Raw genomic sequence first — 20258 nt, 5'->3', positions numbered from 1 at the left:
ACGTTTGGAAATGTTCACATCCCGCCATTTGCTAGTACGCTTCAACCGAATTACTCAACAGGTCTATCTGCATCGTCCGACGTCCTGTGGGGGTATCGTCACACTTCCCTGGCACGGCGTCACCTCCAGTGGCTCAGATAAAAAATACGCTACAGCCGCAGGCGTAGGCCTTCCATTGGAACTCCTATGGCCGCCTTCATTCACCGGCACACTTCATCCAGAACTCGTCCACGTGGGCAAAGCCTCCAACAACTTTGCGGAGCAGCAATCCGAGTGGGAGTTCATCCGTCGCTTCATGGACGAAGGCCCGGAGGGCCTGCCTCGCCCGCCCATGACCTCGCACTTCCCCTGGCCCTGGCAAGCCTTCACACCTCAATTCGAAGGTCTGACACACTACTTTCGGAGGTCTTCTCGAATCACCAAACTCGGCCTGCTCTTGATCTCGCCCGCCTTCCTGATCATCGGCACCGGCCATTGGCTAAGCCTGATGCTGTGCTGGAAACCGCGCTGGCCCAAGATCATTCGTGAAGCGGGTCTACCTGGAAAGCCCACTCCGCCATTGACCACGCTCAATGACTATCCGCCGGCTGTCCAAGAACGGTTGCGCGAAAACGCTTACCTATGGGCTACTCGCCCAGGCAAACGCCCGGAGCGAAAAAAACGCGCTTCTACCCGTAAGCCAAAGACAGCCATTGCCACCTCATGCCTAGAAAACGATATTCCCGCTGAAACACATCGCGCTGACATCTCGTCAGGCTGATATCAGCTTGAAGTTTTCTCTCAGCTATAACTACCCCGCATGGCGTTATTAACTGAACGCAGCTTCTAGCCGAGCACATTCTGCTGCTGATCTTGATCTTCGCGACTTCAGTAGTCCGAACCCAGCCTGTGCGTAGGGCACGGCTCTGAAGCGGCAAGCTGCGGCTCCTGAACGATTACGCGGTCAGCAACAACAGCTAAAAGATGCCGCCACGACGCTACCCTTTCATACGAGGCATCTCGATGCGGTGCTCGTGCACCCGGCGATACAGCGTCGCACGCGAAATACCCAACGCCTGGGCAGCCTCGGCGGGTTTCCAGCGATGGCGAATCAACGCATCCAGCAACCGTTGCCGCGCCGGGCAGGACGCCTCGCTCGTTACCCGGCCACCCCCCTGCCCACGAACCTCCTCTGGCAGGTCAAGCAGGCGCAACTGCCCTCCCTCGTTCACGGCGCAGGCATAACGCAACACCTGCCGCAACTGGCGCAGGTTCCCCGGCCAGCGATACCCCAGCAACGCCTGCAAGGCATCGTCGGCCAGCGCCACGCTCACGCCACACGCATCGGCCTCTTCGGCCAGCAACTGGTGAATGAGCCCCAGCCGGTCTTCGCGCTCGCGCAGCGCCGGCAACGCGAAGCGGGCGTTGGCCAGGCGAAAATACAAGTCCTCACGAAACTGCCCCTGCTCCACCCTCGCCGCCAGGTCGCGGTGCGTGGCGCAGATCACCTGAATGTCAACGCGCTGGCGCCGCGCAGCCCCCAAAGGTGCTACCTCACCCTCGGCCAGTACCCGCAACAGGCGGGTCTGCAGGCTCAGTGGCATGTCGCCAATCTCGTCCAGAAACAGCGTGCCGCCATCGGCCTGGTGTACAAGCCCTTGCATACCCTTGCTCGACGCCCCGGTGAAGGCTCCCGCGACATAACCAAACAGCTCGCTCTCGATCAGGTTCTCGGGGATGGCGGCGCAGTTGAGCGTGACGAACGGGCCGTTGCCGCGCTTGCTTTGCTGGTGCAGCTGGCGAGCGAAGACTTCCTTGCCTGTACCCGTCTCGCCCTGCACCAGCACGGCAAGGTTACAGTCCTTGACCCGCGTGGCCAGGCGCAAATGTTGTTCGATGCGTCGGTCCAGGCCTTGCAGCAAGGGCTCGACCGGCGGCTTGCGCTGTGGGGCGCTGACCCGGCCATACAGCTCGCCCAACCCTGGCAGACGTTGCGCCGACGCGTTGCTGACACGTCGTAATTGCGCCTGGTCGAACAGCTCACCAATGTGCGCAGGCAAGCGCCCCAGGCGCTGCATCAGGCGTTGCCGTGTCAGGCTGTTCATCGCCTGCAGGCGGCCGTCGGCGTCCCAGGCCAGCAGGTAGTCAGGCTGGCTTTCCACATAGCCTGGCGTGCCGTGGGCACGCATCACCCAGTGGCCTTGGGCGCTGTGCATGAAAAAGGCGTTTTCGATTTCGCGTGCGGTCTGCTCGACCAGTTGCCGGATCAGGTGCTGGCTGCGGCGGTCGTCGGGCGAGCGCAGGGCAGAGACGTCCAGCACCCCCAGCAACTCGCCAAAGGGGTCGAAAACAGGCGCCGCGCTACAGGTCAGGCCGATGAAGGCAGCGCGAAAGTGATCGCGCTTGTGCACGGTGACCGGTGCCTTGGTGGTCAGTACCGCCGCTACCCCGCAGGTACCCTCCTCCCCCTCCGACCAGCAGGTGCCCAGGTACAGACCGGCCTTGCGGCAGTCAGTGCGAATGGTCGATTCGACCCGGTAATCGATGGTGCGGCCCTGTGCATCGGTCAGTAGCACGCAGTAGTCGGCCTCACGCACCTGTTCGTGCAGGCGCGCCACGGCGTCCCCGGCAATGCGCAGGAACAGCTCCGAGCGCTCTCGGCATTCATTGAGCAGCGCCTGGGAAAGAATACGCGGCCCTTGCTCGGAGGCGGGATCGAGACGGTACAGCTCCATGGAGCGACGCCAGGAATCGAGGATCAACGGCGGTACTGGCGCCTGGGGCAGACGGTCGGCGTTCTTCAGTACCCTGCTGACGCAGTCGACGTGAGCGCGGGAGTTCGCGGCAAGCATTCAGGCCCTCCGGTTCTCGTTGCTGTTCTTGTGGTTGTGCAGCCATTAAGCGCCTGCGCGCAGGCCTGGACAAGCACGGTGTGATCAAAGGTGTGGTTGAGACGCAGCGTCTCAACGTCTCGCCGCACAACGCCCAGGCCGGCACCTGGCGTCTCAGCACGGTAGCCCGCGTGGCAGCGGTAAAGACCATGCAAGGCCTCTGCGACGGGCCTTTGCGGGGTTTCGTGCAAAGCTGGCACCGCGCTTGCTCTGGTCCTTGCAAACAAGAACACGAGGTGCGCCATGCCGCTACCCGCCCCACTGGTCGGCATCATTGCCAACCCTGCTTCAGGCCGAGACCTGCGTCGCCTGACTGCCACTGCCGGCTTGTACTCCAGCACCGACAAGGCCGCCGCCATCGCCCGCCTGCTCGCCGCATTCGGCGCCACGGGTGTCGGCCACGTGCTGATGCCCAGCGACATGACCGGCATCGCCGCTGCCGTGGTCAAGGCCTGCACCGGGCCGATGGCGCGCGATCAGCACTGGCCTGCCCTCGAGATACTCGACCTGCCGCTGACCCAGACCGTCAGCGACACCCGGCTTGCCACGCGCAACATGGTCGCGCGGGGGGTGTCGCTGATCGCTGTGCTGGGGGGCGACGGTACCCACAAGGCCGTGGCGGCAGAAGCTGGCGACGTACCCCTGCTGACCTTGTCCACCGGCACCAACAACGCCTTCCCGGAGCTGCGCGAAGCGACCAGCGCGGGGCTTGCAGGCGGCCTGATCGTCGGCGGCAAGGTGCCAACCTCCATCGGCCTGCGCCGCAACAAACGCTTGCTGGTCAGGGTGCCCCAGCAGCAACTGAGCGAATGGGCGCTGGTGGAGGTAGCGGTGTCGCCCCAGCGTTTCATCGGCGCGCGGGCGCTGAGCCGCAGTGAAGACCTGAGCGAAATCTTCGCCTGCTTCGCCGAGCCCCACGCCATCGGCTTGTCGGCACTGTGCGGCCTGTGGAATCCGGTCTCGCGGCAAGCGCCTCACGGCGCCTGGGTGCGCTTGGACGAGAACGCCGGGCAGGCGCTGCTGGCCCCTGTGGCCCCTGGCGTGCTGCAAGGCTGCGGCATCACCGCCTCAGGCCACATGGCGCCCGACGAACCGTACCGCCCGGCCCTCATCCAGGGCACCTTGGCCCTGGACGGCGAGCGGGAAATCGAATTCTGCGCCCATGACACCCCCACCATCACCCTCGATCACCTAGGCCCGTTGAGTGTGGACGTGCAGGCAGTGCTCACGCATGCCGCCCAGCATCGTCTGCTGGCTGTACCCCTGGGCCACCCGCTGCACCCCGCGACCCGTTGAGACAACCCCGGAGAACAACAAGATGTCCAATCAACCGAGTTCCGCACAACTGCTGCATGCCTATGAAGTGATGCGCACCATTCGTGCCTTCGAAGAACGCCTGCACGTCGAGTTCGCCACAGGCGAAATACCCGGCTTCGTTCACCTTTATGCCGGTGAAGAGGCCAGCGCGGCGGGGGTGATGGCCCACCTGCGCGACAGCGATTGCATTGCCTCCAACCATCGCGGCCATGGCCACTGCATCGCCAAGGGCGTGGATGTGTACGGCATGATGGCCGAGATCTACGGCAAGAAGACCGGGGTCTGCGGCGGCAAGGGCGGCTCGATGCACATTGCCGACCTGGGCAAGGGCATGCTCGGCGCCAACGGTATCGTCGGCGCTGGCGCACCCTTGGTGGTAGGCGCTGCGCTGGCAGCCAAGCTCAAGGGTCGCGACGATGTTTCCGTGGTCTTCTTCGGCGATGGCGCCTCCAATGAAGGCGCAGTGTTCGAAGCCATGAACATGGCTGCGATCATGAACCTGCCGTGCATCTTCGTCGCCGAGAACAACGGTTATGCCGAAGCCACCGCGTCGAACTGGTCAGTGGCCTGCGATCACATAGCCGACCGCGCCGCCGGCTTCGGCATGCCAGGGGTCACCATCGACGGCTTCGATTTCTTCGCGGTTCACGAGGCCGCCGGTGCCGCCATCGAGCGCGCACGTGCCGGCCAGGGGCCGTCGCTGATCGAGGTCAAGCTCAGCCGCTACTACGGCCACTTCGAGGGCGATGCGCAAACCTACCGCGCCCCCGATGAAGTGAAGAACCTGCGCGAAACCCGCGACTGCCTGCTGCAGTTCCGCGACAAGACCGTGCGCGCGGGTCTGCTCGAAGCAGGCCAACTGGACAGCATCGATGCCCGCGTCGAGGACCTGATCGAGGATGCCGTGCAACGCGCCAAGTCCGACCCCAAGCCACAACCTGCCGACCTGCTCACCGACGTCTACGTCGCCTATCCCTGAGCCGCTCAAAACAAGAACAACAGGAGAACCACCATGGCAAGAAAGATCAGTTACCAGCAGGCCATCAACGAAGCCCTGGCACAGGAAATGCGCCGTGACGATACCGTGTTCATCATTGGTGAGGATGTGGCCGGCGGTGCAGGCGCGCCTGGCGAAGACGATGCCTGGGGTGGCGTGCTGGGCGTGACCAAGGGCCTGTATCACCAGTTTCCAGGCCGCGTACTGGATGCGCCGCTCTCGGAGATCGGCTACGTAGGCGCCGCCGTCGGTGCGGCCACCCAGGGCCTGCGCCCAGTCTGCGAACTGATGTTCGTCGACTTCGCCGGCTGCTGCCTGGACCAGATCCTCAATCAGGCGGCCAAGTTTCGCTACATGTTCGGCGGCAAGGCCGTGACCCCGCTGGTCATGCGCACCATGTACGGCGCCGGGCTGCGTGCCGCGGCCCAGCATTCGCAGATGCTCACCTCGCTGTGGACGCACATCCCGGGCCTGAAGGTGGTGTGCCCGTCCTCGCCTTACGACGCCAAGGGCCTGCTGATCCAGGCCATCCGCGACAACGACCCGGTGATCTTCTGCGAGCACAAGCTGCTGTACGGCATGCAGGGCGAAGTACCGGAGGAGGTGTACACGGTGCCGTTCGGCGAAGCCAATTACCTGCGCGATGGCAGCGATGTCACCCTGGTGACGTATGGCCGCATGGTGCATGTGGCCATGGAAGCCGCCAACAACCTGGCCCGCCAGGGCATCGACTGCGAAGTCCTGGACCTGCGCACCACCAGCCCGCTGGACGAAGACAGCATCCTTGAAAGTGTCGAAAAGACCGGGCGTCTGGTGGTGATCGACGAAGCCAACCCCCGGTGCTCGATGGCCACGGACATCAGCGCCCTGGTTGCGCAGAAGGCATTCGGTGCGCTGAAAGGGCCCATCGAAATGGTGACGGCGCCGCATACGCCCGTTCCGTTTTCCGACGCTCTGGAAGACCTGTATATCCCCGACGCTGCCAAAATCGAAACAGCCGTGCGCACCGTTATCGACGCTGCAAGGAGCGCCGCATGAGCCAGATCCATACCCTGACCATGCCTAAATGGGGCTTGTCGATGACCGAGGGCCGGGTGGACACCTGGCTCAAGCAGGAAGGCGACGTCATCACCAAGGGCGACGAAGTGCTGGACGTGGAGACGGACAAGATCAGCAGCAGCGTCGAGGCGCCGTTCAGTGGCGTGCTGCGCCGCCTGGTGGCCAGGCCGGACGAGACCCTGCCGGTGGGCGCGCTGTTGGCCGTGGTGGTAGAAGGCGAAGCCGACGACGCCGACATTGACGCCGTGGTACAGCGCTTCCAGGCCGAGTTCGTGGCCGACGGTAGCACCGACCAGGCCCAAGGCCCGGCGCCGCAGAAAGCCGAGGTGAAGGGGCGCTTGTTGCGCTGGTTCGAACTGGGCGAAGGCGGGACGCCCTTGGTGCTGGTACATGGCTTTGGCGGCGACCTCAACAACTGGCTGTTCAACCACCCTGCCCTGGCCGCCGAGCGACGGGTAATCGCCCTCGACCTGCCGGGCCATGGCGAGTCGGCCAAAGCCTTGCAGCGCGGTGACCTGGAGGAACTGAGCGAAACGGTGCTGGCCCTGCTCGATCACCTGGACATTCCACGTGCTCATCTGGTCGGTCACTCAATGGGCGGTGCGGTTTGCCTGGGCCTTGCGCGCCTGGCACCGCACCGGGTGGCCAGCCTTGGCCTGATCGCCAGCGTGGGTCTGGGCGAGGCCATCAATGGGCAGTACCTGCAAGGGTTCGTTGCGGCCAGTAGCCGCAACGCCCTCAAGCCGCAGATGGTGCAACTGTTCGCCGATCCGGCCTTGGTCACGCGGCAACTGCTCGAAGACATGCTCAAGTTCAAGCGCCTGGAGGGCGTAGACCAGGCGCTGCAGGTGCTGGCCTCGGCCCTGGCCGACGGCGACCGGCAACGCCACGACCTGCGCAGCGTCCTGGGCCAGCACCCGGCCCTGGTGATCTGGGGCGAGAAGGACGCGATCATTCCGGCCAGTCACGCCCAGGGTCTGGAGGCCCAGGTGGTGGTCGTGCCGGAAGCTGGCCACATGGTGCAGATGGAGGCCGCCGACACGGTTAACCAGCACCTGCTCGCTTTCCTGCGCAGCCATTGACCCTTCCCAGCTTCTGGAGATTCCTATGAACGACTTGAGCAATCCACACATGCGCGCGGCAGTCTGGCACGGGCGCAACGACATCCGGGTCGAGCAGGTGCCCCTGCCGGCCGACCCTGCACCTGGGTGGGTGCAGATCCAGGTGGACTGGTGCGGCATCTGCGGCTCGGACCTGCACGAATACGTGGCCGGACCGGTCTTCATCCCGGTCGACGCGCCACACCCGCTGACCGGTATTCAAGGCCAATGCATCCTCGGCCACGAGTTCTGCGGCCGGATCGCCAAGCTCGGCGCAGGCGTCGAGGGCTATGCCGTGGGCGATCCGGTGGCGGCAGATGCCTGCCAGCACTGTGGCACCTGTTATTACTGTACCCACGGGATGTACAACATCTGTGAGCGCTTGGCGTTCACAGGCTTGATGAACAATGGCGCCTTCGCCGAGCGGGTCAATGTGCCGGCCAATCTGCTCTACCGGCTGCCGCCCGGTTTCCCGGCCGAGGCAGGGGCCCTGATCGAACCGCTGGCGGTCGGCATGCACGCGGTAAAAAAAGCAGGCAGCCTGCTGGGCCAGACCGTGGTGGTGGTGGGCGCCGGTACCATCGGGCTGTGCACCATCATGTGCGCCAAGGCGGCAGGCGCGGCGCGGGTGATCGCCCTGGAGATGTCTTCGGCGCGCAAAGCCAAGGCATTGGAAGTGGGCGCCAGCGTGGTCCTGGACCCCAACCAGTGCGATGCGTTGGCCGAGATTCGTGCGCTCACCGCCGGGCTGGGGGCTGACGTGAGCTTCGAGTGCATCGGCAACAAGCACACGGCCAAGCTGGCCATCGACACCCTTCGCAAGGCCGGCAAGTGCGTGATGGTGGGAATTTTCGAGGAGCCGAGCGAATTCAACTTCTTCGAACTGGTGTCCACCGAGAAGCAGGTGATCGGTGCGCTGGCCTATAACGGCGAGTTCGCCGACGTGATCGCCTTCATCGCCGACGGTCGGTTGGATATACGCCCGCTGGTGACCGGCCGCATCGGGCTGGAGCAAATCGTCGAACTGGGGTTCGAGGAACTGGTGAACAACAAGGAGGAAAACGTGAAGATCATCGTGTCGCCGGGATTGGGTCGCTAGGCACACGGTATCGAAGTTCCCCTGGGGCGGCCTGATCAGGCCGCCACTACCCGAGGCCCCATCGCTTGCAAACGTGGCGCAAAGCCCCCTCGCCCCACCCGCCACTCGCTGTTTCAGGCGCTCGATCTGAGTCATAATCGGCGCACTCACTGCCCGGTCCTCGCCATGCGTCCACTGCTTCCCCTGACCCTGCTCCTGTTGCTCGCTGCCTGTGGTGATGGCGAATCCCTGAGCCCACCCGATGCCCGCCTGCCAGACGGCGGTCGCTACCGAGGCCAGGTCGTCGACGGCATGCTGCAGGGCCAGGGCCGTATCGACTACCCCAATGGCAGCTGGTATGCCGGCGGTTTCAAGGATGGCCAATGGCACGGTCAGGGGGAATGGCACGGGCAGAACGGCGAAGTCTACCGCGGTCAGTTCGTCGCCGGCCTGTTCGAAGGGCTTGGCGACCTGACCACACCAGGTAGCCACTATGCGGGCACCTTCCGCCATGGCAGGCGCGATGGCGAAGGCACCCTCAAGCAGACTGGGCAAACCTACCGCGGGCAGTTCAAGGACGACCTCTACGAAGGGGCAGGCGAACTGGAGCTGGCCGACGGCAGTCGCTACCGGGGCCTGTTCGCCAAGGGCAAGCCCAACGGCGCCGGCGTGCGCAGCGATGCCAGCGGTAATCAGTTCAGCGGCAGGTTCGTGGACGGCCAACTGCAAGGCACTGGCACCTACGACAGTGTCGAAGGCGAGCAGTACATCGGCGAGTTCAAGGACAACCGCCTCGAAGGCCGCGGGCGCTACGAAAACGCCGAAGGCGATGTGTGGATCGGCCAGTTCAAGGACGGTTCGCTCAACGGCGAAGGCGAAATGCTGGGCAGCGACGGCAGCCATTACAAAGGCACGTTCCTCGACTGGCGCATGTCGGGCCAGGGCAGCCTGCAACTGGCTGATGGCAGTCAGTACGTGGGCCACATGCTCGATGATGCCTACCACGGGCAAGGGCGACTGACACTGGCCGACGGCAAGGTACAAAGCGGTACCTGGGCCAATGGCGTTCGGGTTCGCGATGAGCGTGGCACCTTGCTGCCGGACCCGCTCGATATGGCACTGCTCAATCAAGGGCGCTTGCTCAAGGAAGCCTTGGCCGCCGTACCCCGGTCCCAGCCGGCAATCGAGCTGTACAGCCTGGTGGTGGGGGGCGACGGGCAGCAGAGCGTTTTTCTGCGCGAAGCCGATTACGTGAGCAACCTGCTGAAGGTACGCTTCGGTGCCAAAGGCCAGGTCACGCTGGTCAACCATCGTGACTTCATGGCGACACGCCCCATGGCCACGCGGCAGAGCATCACCCGGGCCGCCAGCACCCTGGCCGAGCGCAGCGGCCCGGAAGACCTGCTGTTCATCTACCTCACCAGCCACGGTAGCCAGGACCACCAACTGGTCCTCGATCAACCACGCCTGCAACTGGCCGACATTTCCGCCGACGAGTTGGCCGATGCATTGGCCCCTTTGAAAAATCGAGACAAGGTCATCGTCATTTCTGCGTGTTATTCCGGTGGCTACATCGATGCCCTGAAAGATTCGCGCACGCTGCTCATGACAGCGGCCCGAGCCGACCGGGTGTCCTTCGGTTGCTCGGAAGAAGCCGACTTCACCTACTTTGGCGACGCCCTTTTCGCCCAGGCCCTGAATCAGACGGACGACCTGAAACAGGCGTTTGAACTGGCGCGTACCCATGTTGCCGAACGTGAACGAAACGAAGGCTTCGAAGCGTCCGAGCCGCAGCTGTGGGCACCGCCAGACGTGCTGGAGCACTGGCAGCGCCTACGCCGGCACCAGGCCGAAGAAGCCTTGCGCAATACGACACAGGCAGCGGTGGGGGCACAGGCAAAAACGCCGCGCAGCCACTAAGCTTGTGTGTAACAAGGGAGAGACATCATGTACTTGACGCCTCAGCATGTCCTGCTTGCCGGAGCGACCGGCCTGACTGGCGAGCACCTGCTCGACCGCCTGCTCAATGAGCCCACCATCACCCGCGTGCTGGCACCTACACGCCGCCCTTTGGCAGAACATCCCCATCTGGATAACCCCGTAGGCGATCCGGCTGTCTTTCTGCCCCAGCTGGAGGGCCGCGTGGACATTGCCTATTGCTGCCTGGGCACGACATTGAAGCAGGCAGGCTCGGAGTCCGCATTCAAAGCCGTGGACCTGGACATGGTAGTGGCCTTCAGCAAGCGAGCCCGAGAGATGGGAGCCAGGCACTTGCTGGTCATCAGTGCCGTGGGCGCTGATCCGACATCCTCGATCTTCTACAACCGCGTCAAAGGCGAGATGGAAGAAGCCCTCAAAGCCCAGAACTGGCCTCAACTGACCATCGTCCGCCCGTCGCTGTTGCTGGGAGAACGCACCGAGCCAAGGCTCACCGAAACCCTGGCCGCTTCCTTTTCCAAGCTGATGCCTGGCAAGTACCGGAGTATTGAGGCCTGCACATTGGCCCGAGCGCTGTGGCGCCTGGCGCTGGAGGAAGAGGACGGCATCCGGATTGTGGAGTCGGACGAGTTGCGCAAGCTGGGGAAAAACTGAGCCGCTGCCGGGTTGCTAGCGGCTGCATGCAGCACTCAAAAGCCGCCGCTGCCGTGATAGTAGATGCCGGCGGCGGCTGGCAGGGTCAACGGCAGTAACAAGGTATCGAGAAGAAAACTGACCGGCAGATCGAGGGAGGCGAACCGGGGCGCGTCGACACCGAAGCGCGCCTGGGGGCAACAGCCACCGCTGATCGCATACCAATCCAACCGGGTGCCTGCATACACCACCGGCGCCCCTGGCTTGGTGCCATCCAGGGTGCGTACCGTGGCGCAGCCACCGAGCATCAACACAGCCAACGTACCGGCCAGCCCTCTTTTCAATCTTCCACCCCATAATGATGCTCACCCCAACGCGGCAGCATGTCCTGTGGGATGTTCAGCAGGTTGAGGATGCGCGCCACCACGAAGTCGACCAGATCGTCGATGGTCTGTGGCTGATGATAAAAACCAGGCGAGGCCGGTAGCATCACCGCACCCATCTGCGACAGCTTGAGCATGTTTTCAAGGTGAATGGTGGAAAACGGCGCCTCACGAGGCACCAGGATCAACTGCCGACGCTCCTTGAGGGTGACATCGGCAGCCCGTTCGATCAGGTTGTTGCACGCACCCGTGGCAATCGCCGACAGCGTGCCGGTGGAACACGGCACCACCACCATGGCCGCCGGTGCGCCGGAACCCGACGCCACGGGCGACATCCAGTCTTCCTTGCCGTACACCCGAATCTGCCCGTCGGCAGCGCCGGTGTATTCGGTCAGGAACGCCTGCATCGCCTGCGGCTTGGCAGGCAGCAGTACGTCGGTTTCGGTCGCCATGACCAGCTGTGCGGCCTTGGAAATCAGAAAGTGCACCTCCCGATCTTCGCGCACCAGGCAATCGAGCAAGCGCAGCCCATACTGCGCACCCGATGCCCCGGTCATGGCCAGGGTAATGCGTTCCGGCCCGCTCACTTGAGCGCCTCGGCCAGCTTGCCGTGCAGGCCGCCAAAACCACCGTTGCTCATGATCACCACCTGGGTACCTGGCCGCGCCTGGCGCTTGACCTGCTCGATGATCGCCTCGAGGCTGTCGGCCACTACGCTGGGCACCTTGCATTGCGCGGCCGTGGCTGCCAGGTCCCAACCCAGGTTGGCCGGGGCGTACCAGATCACCTGGTCAGCATCGTTGACGCTCTCAGGCAGGCCATCGCGATGTGCGCCCAGTTTCATCGAATTGGAACGCGGCTCGATGACGGCGATCACCGGTGCATCACCCACGCGCTTGCGCAGGCCGTCCAGGGTGGTGGCAATGGCCGTGGGGTGATGGGCGAAATCATCGAAGATGGTTACGCCTTGCACTTCGGCGACCTTTTCCATGCGCCGCTTGACGCTTATGAACGCACTGAGGCCTTCGATACCCATCGCCGGTGCCACGCCAACGTGACGAGCGGCCGCCAGGGTCGCCAAGGCATTGGCCACGTTGTGCTGACCGGTCAGGGCCCAATCCACCACGCCTTGCACGTGCCCATCGAACAGCACCTCGAAGCGCGACCCGTCCGGGCTGAGCAGGCGTGCCTGCCACTGACCGCCGTCACCTGTGGTCTGCACGGGCGTCCAGCAGCCCATGTCGATGACCCGCCCTAGCGCGTGTTCGGACGTGGGATGGATCACCAGGCCTTCGCTGGGGATGGTGCGTACCAGGTGATGAAATTGTCGCTCGATGGCAGCAAGGTCAGGGAAAATGTCCGCGTGGTCGAATTCCAGGTTGTTCAGGATCGCTGTGCGCGGATGGTAATGCACGAACTTCGAGCGCTTGTCGAAGAAGGCGCTGTCGTACTCGTCCGCTTCGACCACGAAGAACGGCGTATCACCCAACCGCGCCGATACGGAGAAATTCTGCGGCACCCCACCGATCAGGAAGCCAGGGCTCATGCCGGCATGCTCGAGCACCCAGGCCAGCATGCTGCTGGTGGTGGTCTTGCCATGGGTGCCGGCGACGGCCAACACCCAGCGGCCCTGCAGCACATGGTCGGCCAGCCATTGCGGGCCCGACACATAGGGCAGGCCCTTGTTGAGCACATGCTCCACCGCCGGGTTGCCACGGGACATGGCGTTGCCAATGACCACCAGATCGGGAGCCGGCTCCAGCTGGGCAGGGTCATAACCCTGGGTCAGCTCGATGCCCTGGGCCTGGAGCTGGGTGCTCATTGGCGGATAGACGTTGGCGTCCGAGCCGGTGACGCGGTGGCCAAGCTCCTTGGCCAGCACCGCCAGCGAACCCATGAAAGTGCCGCAAATACCGAGAATGTGAATGTGCATGGTCGACCTCGCAAAACATCGAGGCAGGGTAGCCCAGGGCGCGACAAATCGCATCCGCTGTTTCGTTACAAAGGGCGAGTGATGCCATGCTTGCGCAGTTTGCGATACAGCGTGTTACGGCTGATGCCCAGATGCTCGGCGACCCGGGTGAGCTGCCAATGCCGGGCCTCGAGAACGGCCAGCAGTGCCTGGCGTTCGGCCGTCTCCAATGCGGTCTTGCTCTCGGGTACCGGTGAACCCTCATCCGGCAAGACCGCCATGGCCACTGGCGCTGCGCCTTGGCGACGCGCCGTGCGCACCACGGCAGGCAGGTCTACCAGCGTGACGCGGCCCTCGTCGCACAGGGCTGCCAGGGTGCGCAGCACGTTGCGCATCTGCCGCACGTTACCAGGCCAGGAGTAGTCCAGCAGTTCCTCACGCGCCTGGGGCTCGAGTTCGATCAACTGGCCTTGGGTTTCCTGGCGCAGCAGCAAGTCCAGCAACTGCGCTTTGTCGCTGCGCTCGCGCACGGCAGGCAAAGCCACTTCAAGCCCGTTGAGGCGGTAATAAAGATCTTCACGGAACGTACCCTGGGCAACCCGTTGCAGCAGGTCCCGGTGGGTGGCACTGATGATGCGAACATCCACGGCCTGCGGCTCGCCGCCGATTGGCACCACCTGCCGCTCTTCGAGCACGCGCAGCAGCCGTGTTTGCAGATCCAGCGGCATGTCGCCGATCTCGTCCAGCAACAAGGTGCCGCCGTCGGCCTGCAGCAACTTGCCGCGCATGCCTTCCTTGCGTGCCCCGGTAAAGCTGCCGGCCCGATAGCCGAACAACTCGCTTTCGATCAGGCTCTCGGGGATGGACGCGCAGTTGATGGCCACGAATGGCTTGTCTCGACGCTCGCTGGCCTGATGCACGGCCTGGGCGAAGGCTTCCTTGCCGCAACCCGTCTCGCCGCTGAGCAACAGCGGCACATTACGCTCGAACACCCGCACACTGCGGCGAAAATCCTGTTGCAGCGCAGGGTCCAGCAGGCAGACCTGCGGTGGCTGCCGGACGACGCGGCGCGAATGCCCGGCGGGCACGGTCCAGACCGGCGTACGTGCCTGGCCACGCAGGCTGGCGAACACCTGCCGCCCGTTCAGGGTCAGCAGCGGCCAGGCTGCGCTGCCATCGGGCATGGCACGGCTGAACAGCTCGTCATGGGTGCAGGCGAAAAACTGCTCCAGGGTCTGCCCTTGCACATCGGCGCGCACGCGGCCCAGCAGGTTCAGCGCACTCTGGTTGGCCGCGCAGATACGGCCATCGCCGTCGACCGCCAGCAGCCCCTCGCTGAACAGCCCGACCGACTCGGCCTGCAGGTGAAAACGCAGCAGCCAGTGATGCTCGAACTGGCGCATGAAATAGCAGCTTTCGATCATCTTGGCCGACAGGGTCACCATGGCCATGGTGTGGAATTCGCTTTGGCGCGAAACGTCGGGCCGCGCTGAAGACACGTCCAGCACGGCCAGCAAATGCCCCTGAGGGTCGAACACCGGGCTGGCCGAGCAGGTCAGCCCCGTATGCCGCCCACGAAAGTGTTCGTGCTGGTGGATGGTCAGCGCCTGACGTTCGACCAGGCACGTGCCGATGCCGTTGGTGCCCTCTCGCGCCTCGCTCCAGTCAGCGCCCAGCCACAGCCCGGCCTGTTCGAAGCTGCGCCGTTCGGTGGGGGCGGTGACGCAGTTGAGGATCACCCCGCGGGCATCGGTCAGCAGCACCGCATGGCCAGCACCGGAAAGCTGCTGGTGCAGGCTGTTCATTTCCTGATCGGCGATTTGCAGCACCTGGCGCATGCGTTCGCGGCTTTCCAGCAGGCGGCCATGTTCGAGGACCACTGGTGCTTCGGCCAGCGCCGGATCCAGGTGGTAGTCCTCCAGGCAGCGCAGCCAGGAGCGGGCAATGGACGGGTCGCTGCCGCCTTCGACACGCCCGCCATGGGCGACCGTGTGCACTTGCCGGGCATGCTGGGTGAATGGGTTGCTCTGCATTATTGTGATTCTCCGCAGATAGAGGCTCAAGCCAGCATCCTCTACAGCAGGCCGGTTTGCAATGCACCTGCCACGAGGCGTGCCACCGGCGGTACACACTGTCACCCAAGCCTGTATCGAGCACGGTACATCGCGGGTCGCCAGAGAGCCTCGGTACCCGTCAACGGCTTGATTTCATTGAAGTGCAAAACGATGGCCCAACCTTTGCTCTACGCTTTGCACTCCACACAAACACAATAGCCAGGAGACACACCATGCGTTATGCACATCCCGGTACCGAAGGCGCGAAAGTTTCCTTCAAGAGCCGCTACGGCAACTACATCGGTGGTGAGTTCGTTCCTCCGGTAAAGGGTGAGTACTTCACCAACACATCGCCCGTGGACGGGCAACCGATTGCCGAATTCCCCCGTTCCACCGCCGAAGACATCGACAAAGCCCTGGACGCTGCCCATGCCGCTGCCGATGCCTGGGGCCGCACGTCCGTCCAGGACCGCTCCAACGTGTTGCTGCGCATTGCCGACCGTATCGAGCAGAACCTCGAAGTCCTGGCCATCACCGAAACCTGGGACAACGGCAAGCCCGTGCGAGAAACCCTCAATGCCGACATCCCGCTGGCGGTCGATCACTTCCGCTACTTCGCCGGATGCATCCGCGCCCAGGAAGGCGGCGCTGCGGAAATCAACGAAAACACCGTTGCCTACCATATCCACGAGCCGCTGGGCGTGGTGGGCCAGATCATCCCGTGGAACTTCCCGATCCTGATGGCCGCCTGGAAACTCGCGCCAGCGCTGGCAGCAGGCAACTGCGTGGTGCTCAAGCCCGCCGAACAGACGCCCCTTGGCATTACCGTGCTGGTGGAGCTGATCGGCGACCTGCTGCCCAAGGGCGTGCTGAACGTGGTGCAGGGCTACGGCCGTGAAGCGGGCGAGGCGCTGGCCACCAGCAAGCGCATCGCCAAGATTGCCTTCACAGGCTCCACGCCCGTGGGTTCGCACATCATGAAGTGCGCGGCCGAGAACATCATCCCGTCGACGGTGGAACTGGGCGGCAAATCGCCGAACGTGTACTTCGAAGACATCATGCAGGCCGAACCGAGCTTCATCGACAAGGCCGCCGAAGGCATGGTCCTGGCCTTCTTCAACCAGGGCGAAGTGTGCACCTGCCCATCCCGTGCGTTGGTACAGGAGTCGATCTACCCGCAGTTCATGGAAGTGGTGATGAAAAAGGTGCTGCAGATCAAGCGCGGCGACCCGCTGGACACCGACACCATGGTCGGTGCGCAGGCCTCGCAACAGCAATTCGAGAAGATCCTGTCCTACCTCGAGATCGCCCAGCAGGAAGGCGCCGAGCTGCTGACCGGGGGCAAGGTCGAGAAACTCGAAGGCGCGTTGGCCACCGGTTACTACATCCAGCCGACCCTGCTCAAGGGCAACAACAAGATGCGGGTGTTCCAGGAGGAAATCTTCGGGCCGGTGGTGAGCGTCACCACCTTCAAGGACGAGGCCGAAGCCCTGGCCATTGCCAACGATACCGAGTTCGGCCTGGGCGCCGGGGTCTGGACCCGCGACATCAACCGTGCCTACCGCATGGGCCGAGGCATCAAGGCCGGGCGTGTCTGGACCAACTGCTATCACCTTTACCCGGCGCACGCGGCCTTCGGTGGTTACAAAAAGTCCGGTGTAGGCCGTGAAACCCACAAGATGATGCTCGATCACTACCAGCAGACCAAGAACCTGCTGGTGAGCTACGACATCAACCCGCTGGGCTTCTTCTAAGCCCTGCGCCGGTCTTTTCGCCGGTCACGGTGCAAAGGCCGGTGTTGACTGGCCCTTTGTCCAGGGCGGTTGTCATGCACCAACCGCTCTGGCTCGCTTCCTGCAGTACAGATCACCAGCGGCCCGAACCCCTTGCGGCCACCAAGAAAAAGAACAGGTGAAACCATGCCAAGCGAACACCCAGCCGGTAGCCCGGCAGGCTCTTCCGTAGATTTCGAGAAAGTCGGTTCAGACTATTTCCAACAACGTGAACTCAAGAAAGGCGCCGCCGGCTGGGTACTTCTGGTCGGCCTGGGCGTTGCCTACGTCATCTCCGGCGACTACGCCGGCTGGAACTTCGGCCTGGCCCAAGGTGGTTGGGGCGGCATGTTCCTCGCCACCCTGCTGATGGCCACCATGTACCTGTGCATGTGCTTCTCCCTGGCCGAACTGTCGTCGATGATCCCTACTGCCGGCGGTGGCTACGGGTTCGCCCGCAGCGCCTTCGGGCCCTGGGGCGGGTTCCTGACCGGCACCGCCATCCTGATCGAGTACGCCATCGCGCCGGCGGCCATCGCCACCTTCATTGGCGCCTATTGCCAATCGTTGTTCGGCATCGGCGGTTGGATGATCTACCTGGCGTTCTACGTGGTGTTCATCGGCATTCACATCTTTGGCGTGGGCGAGGCGCTCAAGCTGATGTTTATCATCACCGCCATCGCCGCCGTTGCACTGGCCGTGTTCCTGGTGGCCATGGTGCCCCATTTTGATGCAGCCAACCTGTTCGACATCGCCGTCACCGATGCCGCAGGGGCCAGCAGCTTCCTGCCGTTCGGCTATGTAGGCGTGTGGGCAGCCATCCCCTATGCGATCTGGTTCTTCCTGGCGGTTGAGGGCGTTCCATTGGCCGCCGAAGAAACCAAGAACCCCAAGCGCGACCTGCCACGCGGCCTGATTGGCGCGATGCTGGTGCTGGTGGCGTTCGCCCTGCTGATCCTGGTCGTCGGCCCCGGCGGTGCAGGCTCCGAAGCACTCAAGGCCTCCGGTAACCCCCTGGTCGAGGCGCTGGCCAAGGCTTACGGCGGTTCCACCTGGATGGGCAGCTTCGTCAACCTGGTAGGCCTGGCAGGCCTGATCGCCAGCTTTTTCTCGATCATCTATGCCTACTCGCGCCAGATCTTCGCGCTGTCGCGGGCCGGCTACCTGCCGCGCAAGCTGTCCGAGACCAACAAGAGCAAGGCGCCGGTCATGGCGTTGGTGATTCCGGGCATCATCGGTTTTGCCCTGTCGCTGACAGGTCAAGGCGACTTGCTCATCCTGGTTGCCGTGTTCGGGGCTACCTTGTCTTATGTACTGATGATGGCGGCGCATATCACCCTGCGCATCCGTCGCCCGAAAATGGAGCGCCCTTACCGCACCCCAGGCGGCATCTTCACCTCGGGCCTGGCCCTGGTGCTGGCCTGTATCGCCGTGGTCGCCGGCTTCCTGGTCGACCCACGCGTGGTGATCGGCGCTGCCGTGATCTATGCGGTGCTGATCGCTTACTTTGCGTTCTACAGCCGTCACCACCTGGTAGCGGGCACGCCAGAAGAGGAATTCGCCGCGATCCAGAAGGCCGAAGAGGCCTTGCACTGATCGACGACACTCGCCGCGGGCCACCCCGCGGCCTTGGAGAATCTGCATGGCAAGTTTCGTACACACCGTGGGCAACCTGGTCTATCGCTTCGACAGCCTCAGGGAGGTGATGGCCAAGGCCAGCCCCGCACGCTCCGGCGACTACCTCGCCGAGGTCGCGGCTTCAAGCGATGGCGAGCGCGTGGCTGCGCAAATGGCATTGGCCAATATTCCGCTGTCGCATTTTCTGAGCGAAGCACTGATCCCCTACGAAAGCGACGAAGTCACCCGCTTGATCATCGATACTCACGATGCACAGGCGTTCGCACCGGTCAGTCACCTGACCGTGGGTGGCTTGCGTGACTGGCTGTTGAGCGAGCAGGCCGATGAAGACAGCCTGCGCGCATTGGCGCCGGGGCTGACGCCGGAAATGGCCGCCGCCGTGTCGAAGATCATGCGCGTCCAGGACCTGGTGCTGGTGGCCCAGAAGATCCGCGTCGTTACCCAGTTTCGCGGCACCATGGGCCTGCGCGGGCGCCTGTCGACCCGACTGCAGCCCAACCACCCCACCGACGAACCGGCCGGTATCGCGGCGAGCATTCTCGACGGCCTGCTGTATGGCAACGGCGATGCCATGATCGGCATCAACCCAGCCACGGACAGCACCGCTTCCATCTGTGCGCTGCTGGAAATGCTCGATGCCATCATCCAGCGCTACGACATTCCGACCCAGTCCTGCGTGCTCACCCATGTCACCACCTCGATCGAGGCGATCAACCGGGGCGTGCCCCTGGACTTGGTCTTCCAGTCCATCGCCGGCACCGAGGCGGCCAATGCGGGGTTCGGCATCAACCTGAACGTGTTGCAGGAGGGGTACGAAGCAGGGCTATCGCTCAAGCGCGGCACCCTGGGGCAGAACCTGATGTACTTCGAAACCGGCCAAGGCAGTGCGCTGTCGGCCAACGCTCATCATGGTGTCGACCAACAGACGTGCGAGACCCGCGCCTATGCCGTCGCACGCCACTTCAAGCCGTTCCTGGTCAATACCGTGGTCGGTTTCATTGGTCCGGAGTACCTGTACAACGGCAAGCAGATCATCCGTGCGGGCCTTGAAGACCACTTCTGCGGCAAGCTGCTGGGCGTGCCAATGGGCTGCGACATCTGCTACACCAACCATGCCGAAGCCGACCAGGACGACATGGACACGCTGCTGACGCTGCTGGGGGTCGCCGGGATCAACTTCATCATGGGTATCCCCGGCTCGGACGACATCATGCTCAACTACCAGACCACCTCGTTCCATGACGCCCTGTATGCCCGCCAAACCCTGGGCCTCAAGCCTGGGCCCGAGTTTGAAGCCTGGCTGGCGCGCACCGGCATCTTCACCCAGGCCGACGGCCGGATACGCTTTGGTGACAACCTGCCGCCAGCCTTCCGGCAGGCCCTGGCACAGCTTGCATAGGAATCGCCGATCATGGACAACCGCACCCCCACCCCCGCAAACCCCTGGCTGGCCCCGCGCCACCTGACCCCCGCCCGCACCCCCCTGGGGCCCGGGGGCCCCACCCTT

At 63.8% G+C, this 20258-nt stretch carries 16 protein-coding genes; 11 read left to right on the top strand and 5 right to left on the bottom strand.

What is annotated here, in order from left to right:
• A partial coding sequence (locus tag ACK59L_RS19205; RefSeq protein WP_409275407.1) for a DUF6708 domain-containing protein occupies positions 1–760 on the top strand: 760 nt, incomplete at its 5' end.
• Between the two features lie 217 nt (positions 761–977).
• Here ACK59L_RS19205 and ACK59L_RS19200 read toward each other — a convergent pair.
• Positions 978–2831 carry a sigma-54-dependent Fis family transcriptional regulator gene (locus ACK59L_RS19200; protein ID WP_409275405.1) on the bottom strand — a complete coding sequence of 618 codons (1854 nt, stop codon included), beginning with the start codon at positions 2829–2831 and terminating at the stop codon, positions 978–980.
• Between the two features lie 282 nt (positions 2832–3113).
• Here ACK59L_RS19200 and ACK59L_RS19195 point away from each other — a divergent pair, with 282 nt between their 5' ends.
• The 7 genes from ACK59L_RS19195 to ACK59L_RS19165 all read left to right on the top strand — a co-directional run bounded on the left by ACK59L_RS19195 (position 3114) and on the right by ACK59L_RS19165 (position 11013).
• On the top strand, positions 3114–4166 hold the full coding sequence (locus ACK59L_RS19195) for an NAD(+)/NADH kinase (RefSeq protein ID WP_196135475.1): 1053 nt from the start codon (positions 3114–3116) through the stop codon (positions 4164–4166).
• Positions 4167–4188: 22 nt separating this feature from the next.
• Entirely contained in the window at positions 4189–5166 is a 978-nt protein-coding gene (locus ACK59L_RS19190; RefSeq protein ID WP_058605309.1) for a thiamine pyrophosphate-dependent dehydrogenase E1 component subunit alpha, read from the top strand.
• Between the two features lie 33 nt (positions 5167–5199).
• A complete protein-coding gene (locus ACK59L_RS19185; protein WP_058639423.1) occupies positions 5200–6222 on the top strand; it encodes an alpha-ketoacid dehydrogenase subunit beta in 1023 nt (340 codons plus the stop codon).
• Positions 6219–7325 (top strand): acetoin dehydrogenase dihydrolipoyllysine-residue acetyltransferase subunit, encoded by a 1107-nt coding sequence (locus ACK59L_RS19180; RefSeq protein ID WP_409275402.1) that lies wholly within the window; start codon positions 6219–6221, stop codon positions 7323–7325. The genes ACK59L_RS19185 and ACK59L_RS19180 overlap by 4 nt, the downstream gene beginning before the upstream one ends.
• A 49-nt stretch (positions 7326–7374) precedes the next feature.
• Entirely contained in the window at positions 7375–8442 is a 1068-nt protein-coding gene (locus ACK59L_RS19175) for a 2,3-butanediol dehydrogenase (protein WP_228385201.1), read from the top strand.
• A gap of 165 nt (positions 8443–8607) precedes the next feature.
• Positions 8608–10341, top strand: a complete 1734-nt coding sequence (locus tag ACK59L_RS19170; RefSeq protein WP_196135478.1) for a C13 family peptidase — start codon at positions 8608–8610, stop codon at positions 10339–10341.
• A 27-nt stretch (positions 10342–10368) separates the two neighbouring features.
• The gene (locus ACK59L_RS19165; RefSeq protein ID WP_196135479.1) at positions 10369–11013 is read left to right on the top strand and encodes an oxidoreductase; all 645 of its coding nucleotides are present in this window, start codon (positions 10369–10371) and stop codon (positions 11011–11013) included.
• A 35-nt stretch (positions 11014–11048) separates the two neighbouring features.
• On the opposite strand, the gene ACK59L_RS19160 is transcribed toward ACK59L_RS19165, so the two are convergent.
• From ACK59L_RS19160 to ACK59L_RS19145, 4 genes are all read right to left on the bottom strand, one after another.
• Positions 11049–11336 carry a YceK/YidQ family lipoprotein gene (locus tag ACK59L_RS19160; protein WP_058605302.1) on the bottom strand — a complete coding sequence of 96 codons (288 nt, stop codon included), beginning with the start codon at positions 11334–11336 and terminating at the stop codon, positions 11049–11051.
• Complete coding sequence (gene ubiX, locus ACK59L_RS19155; RefSeq protein WP_196135480.1) at positions 11333–11962, bottom strand: flavin prenyltransferase UbiX; 630 nt, start codon at positions 11960–11962, stop codon at positions 11333–11335. Before ubiX ends, ACK59L_RS19160 begins: the two co-directional genes overlap by 4 nt.
• Positions 11959–13308 (bottom strand): UDP-N-acetylmuramate:L-alanyl-gamma-D-glutamyl-meso-diaminopimelate ligase, encoded by a 1350-nt coding sequence (gene mpl / locus ACK59L_RS19150; protein WP_409275398.1) that lies wholly within the window; start codon positions 13306–13308, stop codon positions 11959–11961. The genes ubiX and mpl overlap by 4 nt, the downstream gene beginning before the upstream one ends.
• Before the next feature lie 65 nt (positions 13309–13373).
• Complete coding sequence (locus ACK59L_RS19145; protein WP_409275396.1) at positions 13374–15320, bottom strand: sigma-54-dependent Fis family transcriptional regulator; 1947 nt, start codon at positions 15318–15320, stop codon at positions 13374–13376.
• 254 nt (positions 15321–15574) lie between these two features.
• Here ACK59L_RS19145 and ACK59L_RS19140 point away from each other — a divergent pair, with 254 nt between their 5' ends.
• The 3 genes from ACK59L_RS19140 to ACK59L_RS19130 all read left to right on the top strand — a co-directional run bounded on the left by ACK59L_RS19140 (position 15575) and on the right by ACK59L_RS19130 (position 20150).
• A complete protein-coding gene (locus ACK59L_RS19140; RefSeq protein ID WP_028687655.1) occupies positions 15575–17095 on the top strand; it encodes an aldehyde dehydrogenase family protein in 1521 nt (506 codons plus the stop codon).
• 165 nt (positions 17096–17260) lie between these two features.
• The gene (gene eat / locus ACK59L_RS19135; RefSeq protein ID WP_409275394.1) at positions 17261–18709 is read left to right on the top strand and encodes an ethanolamine permease; all 1449 of its coding nucleotides are present in this window, start codon (positions 17261–17263) and stop codon (positions 18707–18709) included.
• 46 nt (positions 18710–18755) lie between these two features.
• Positions 18756–20150 (top strand): ethanolamine ammonia-lyase subunit EutB, encoded by a 1395-nt coding sequence (locus ACK59L_RS19130; protein ID WP_144965471.1) that lies wholly within the window; start codon positions 18756–18758, stop codon positions 20148–20150.
• The last annotated feature ends 108 nt before the right edge of the window (positions 20151–20258 follow it).

The organism is Pseudomonas sp. KCJK9111 (assembly GCF_046231935.1).
Taxonomy (GTDB): domain Bacteria; phylum Pseudomonadota; class Gammaproteobacteria; order Pseudomonadales; family Pseudomonadaceae; genus Aquipseudomonas; species Aquipseudomonas parafulva_B.
The sequence above is the reverse complement of the archived record's forward strand: the minus strand, read 5'-3'. Positions and strand labels throughout refer to the sequence as shown.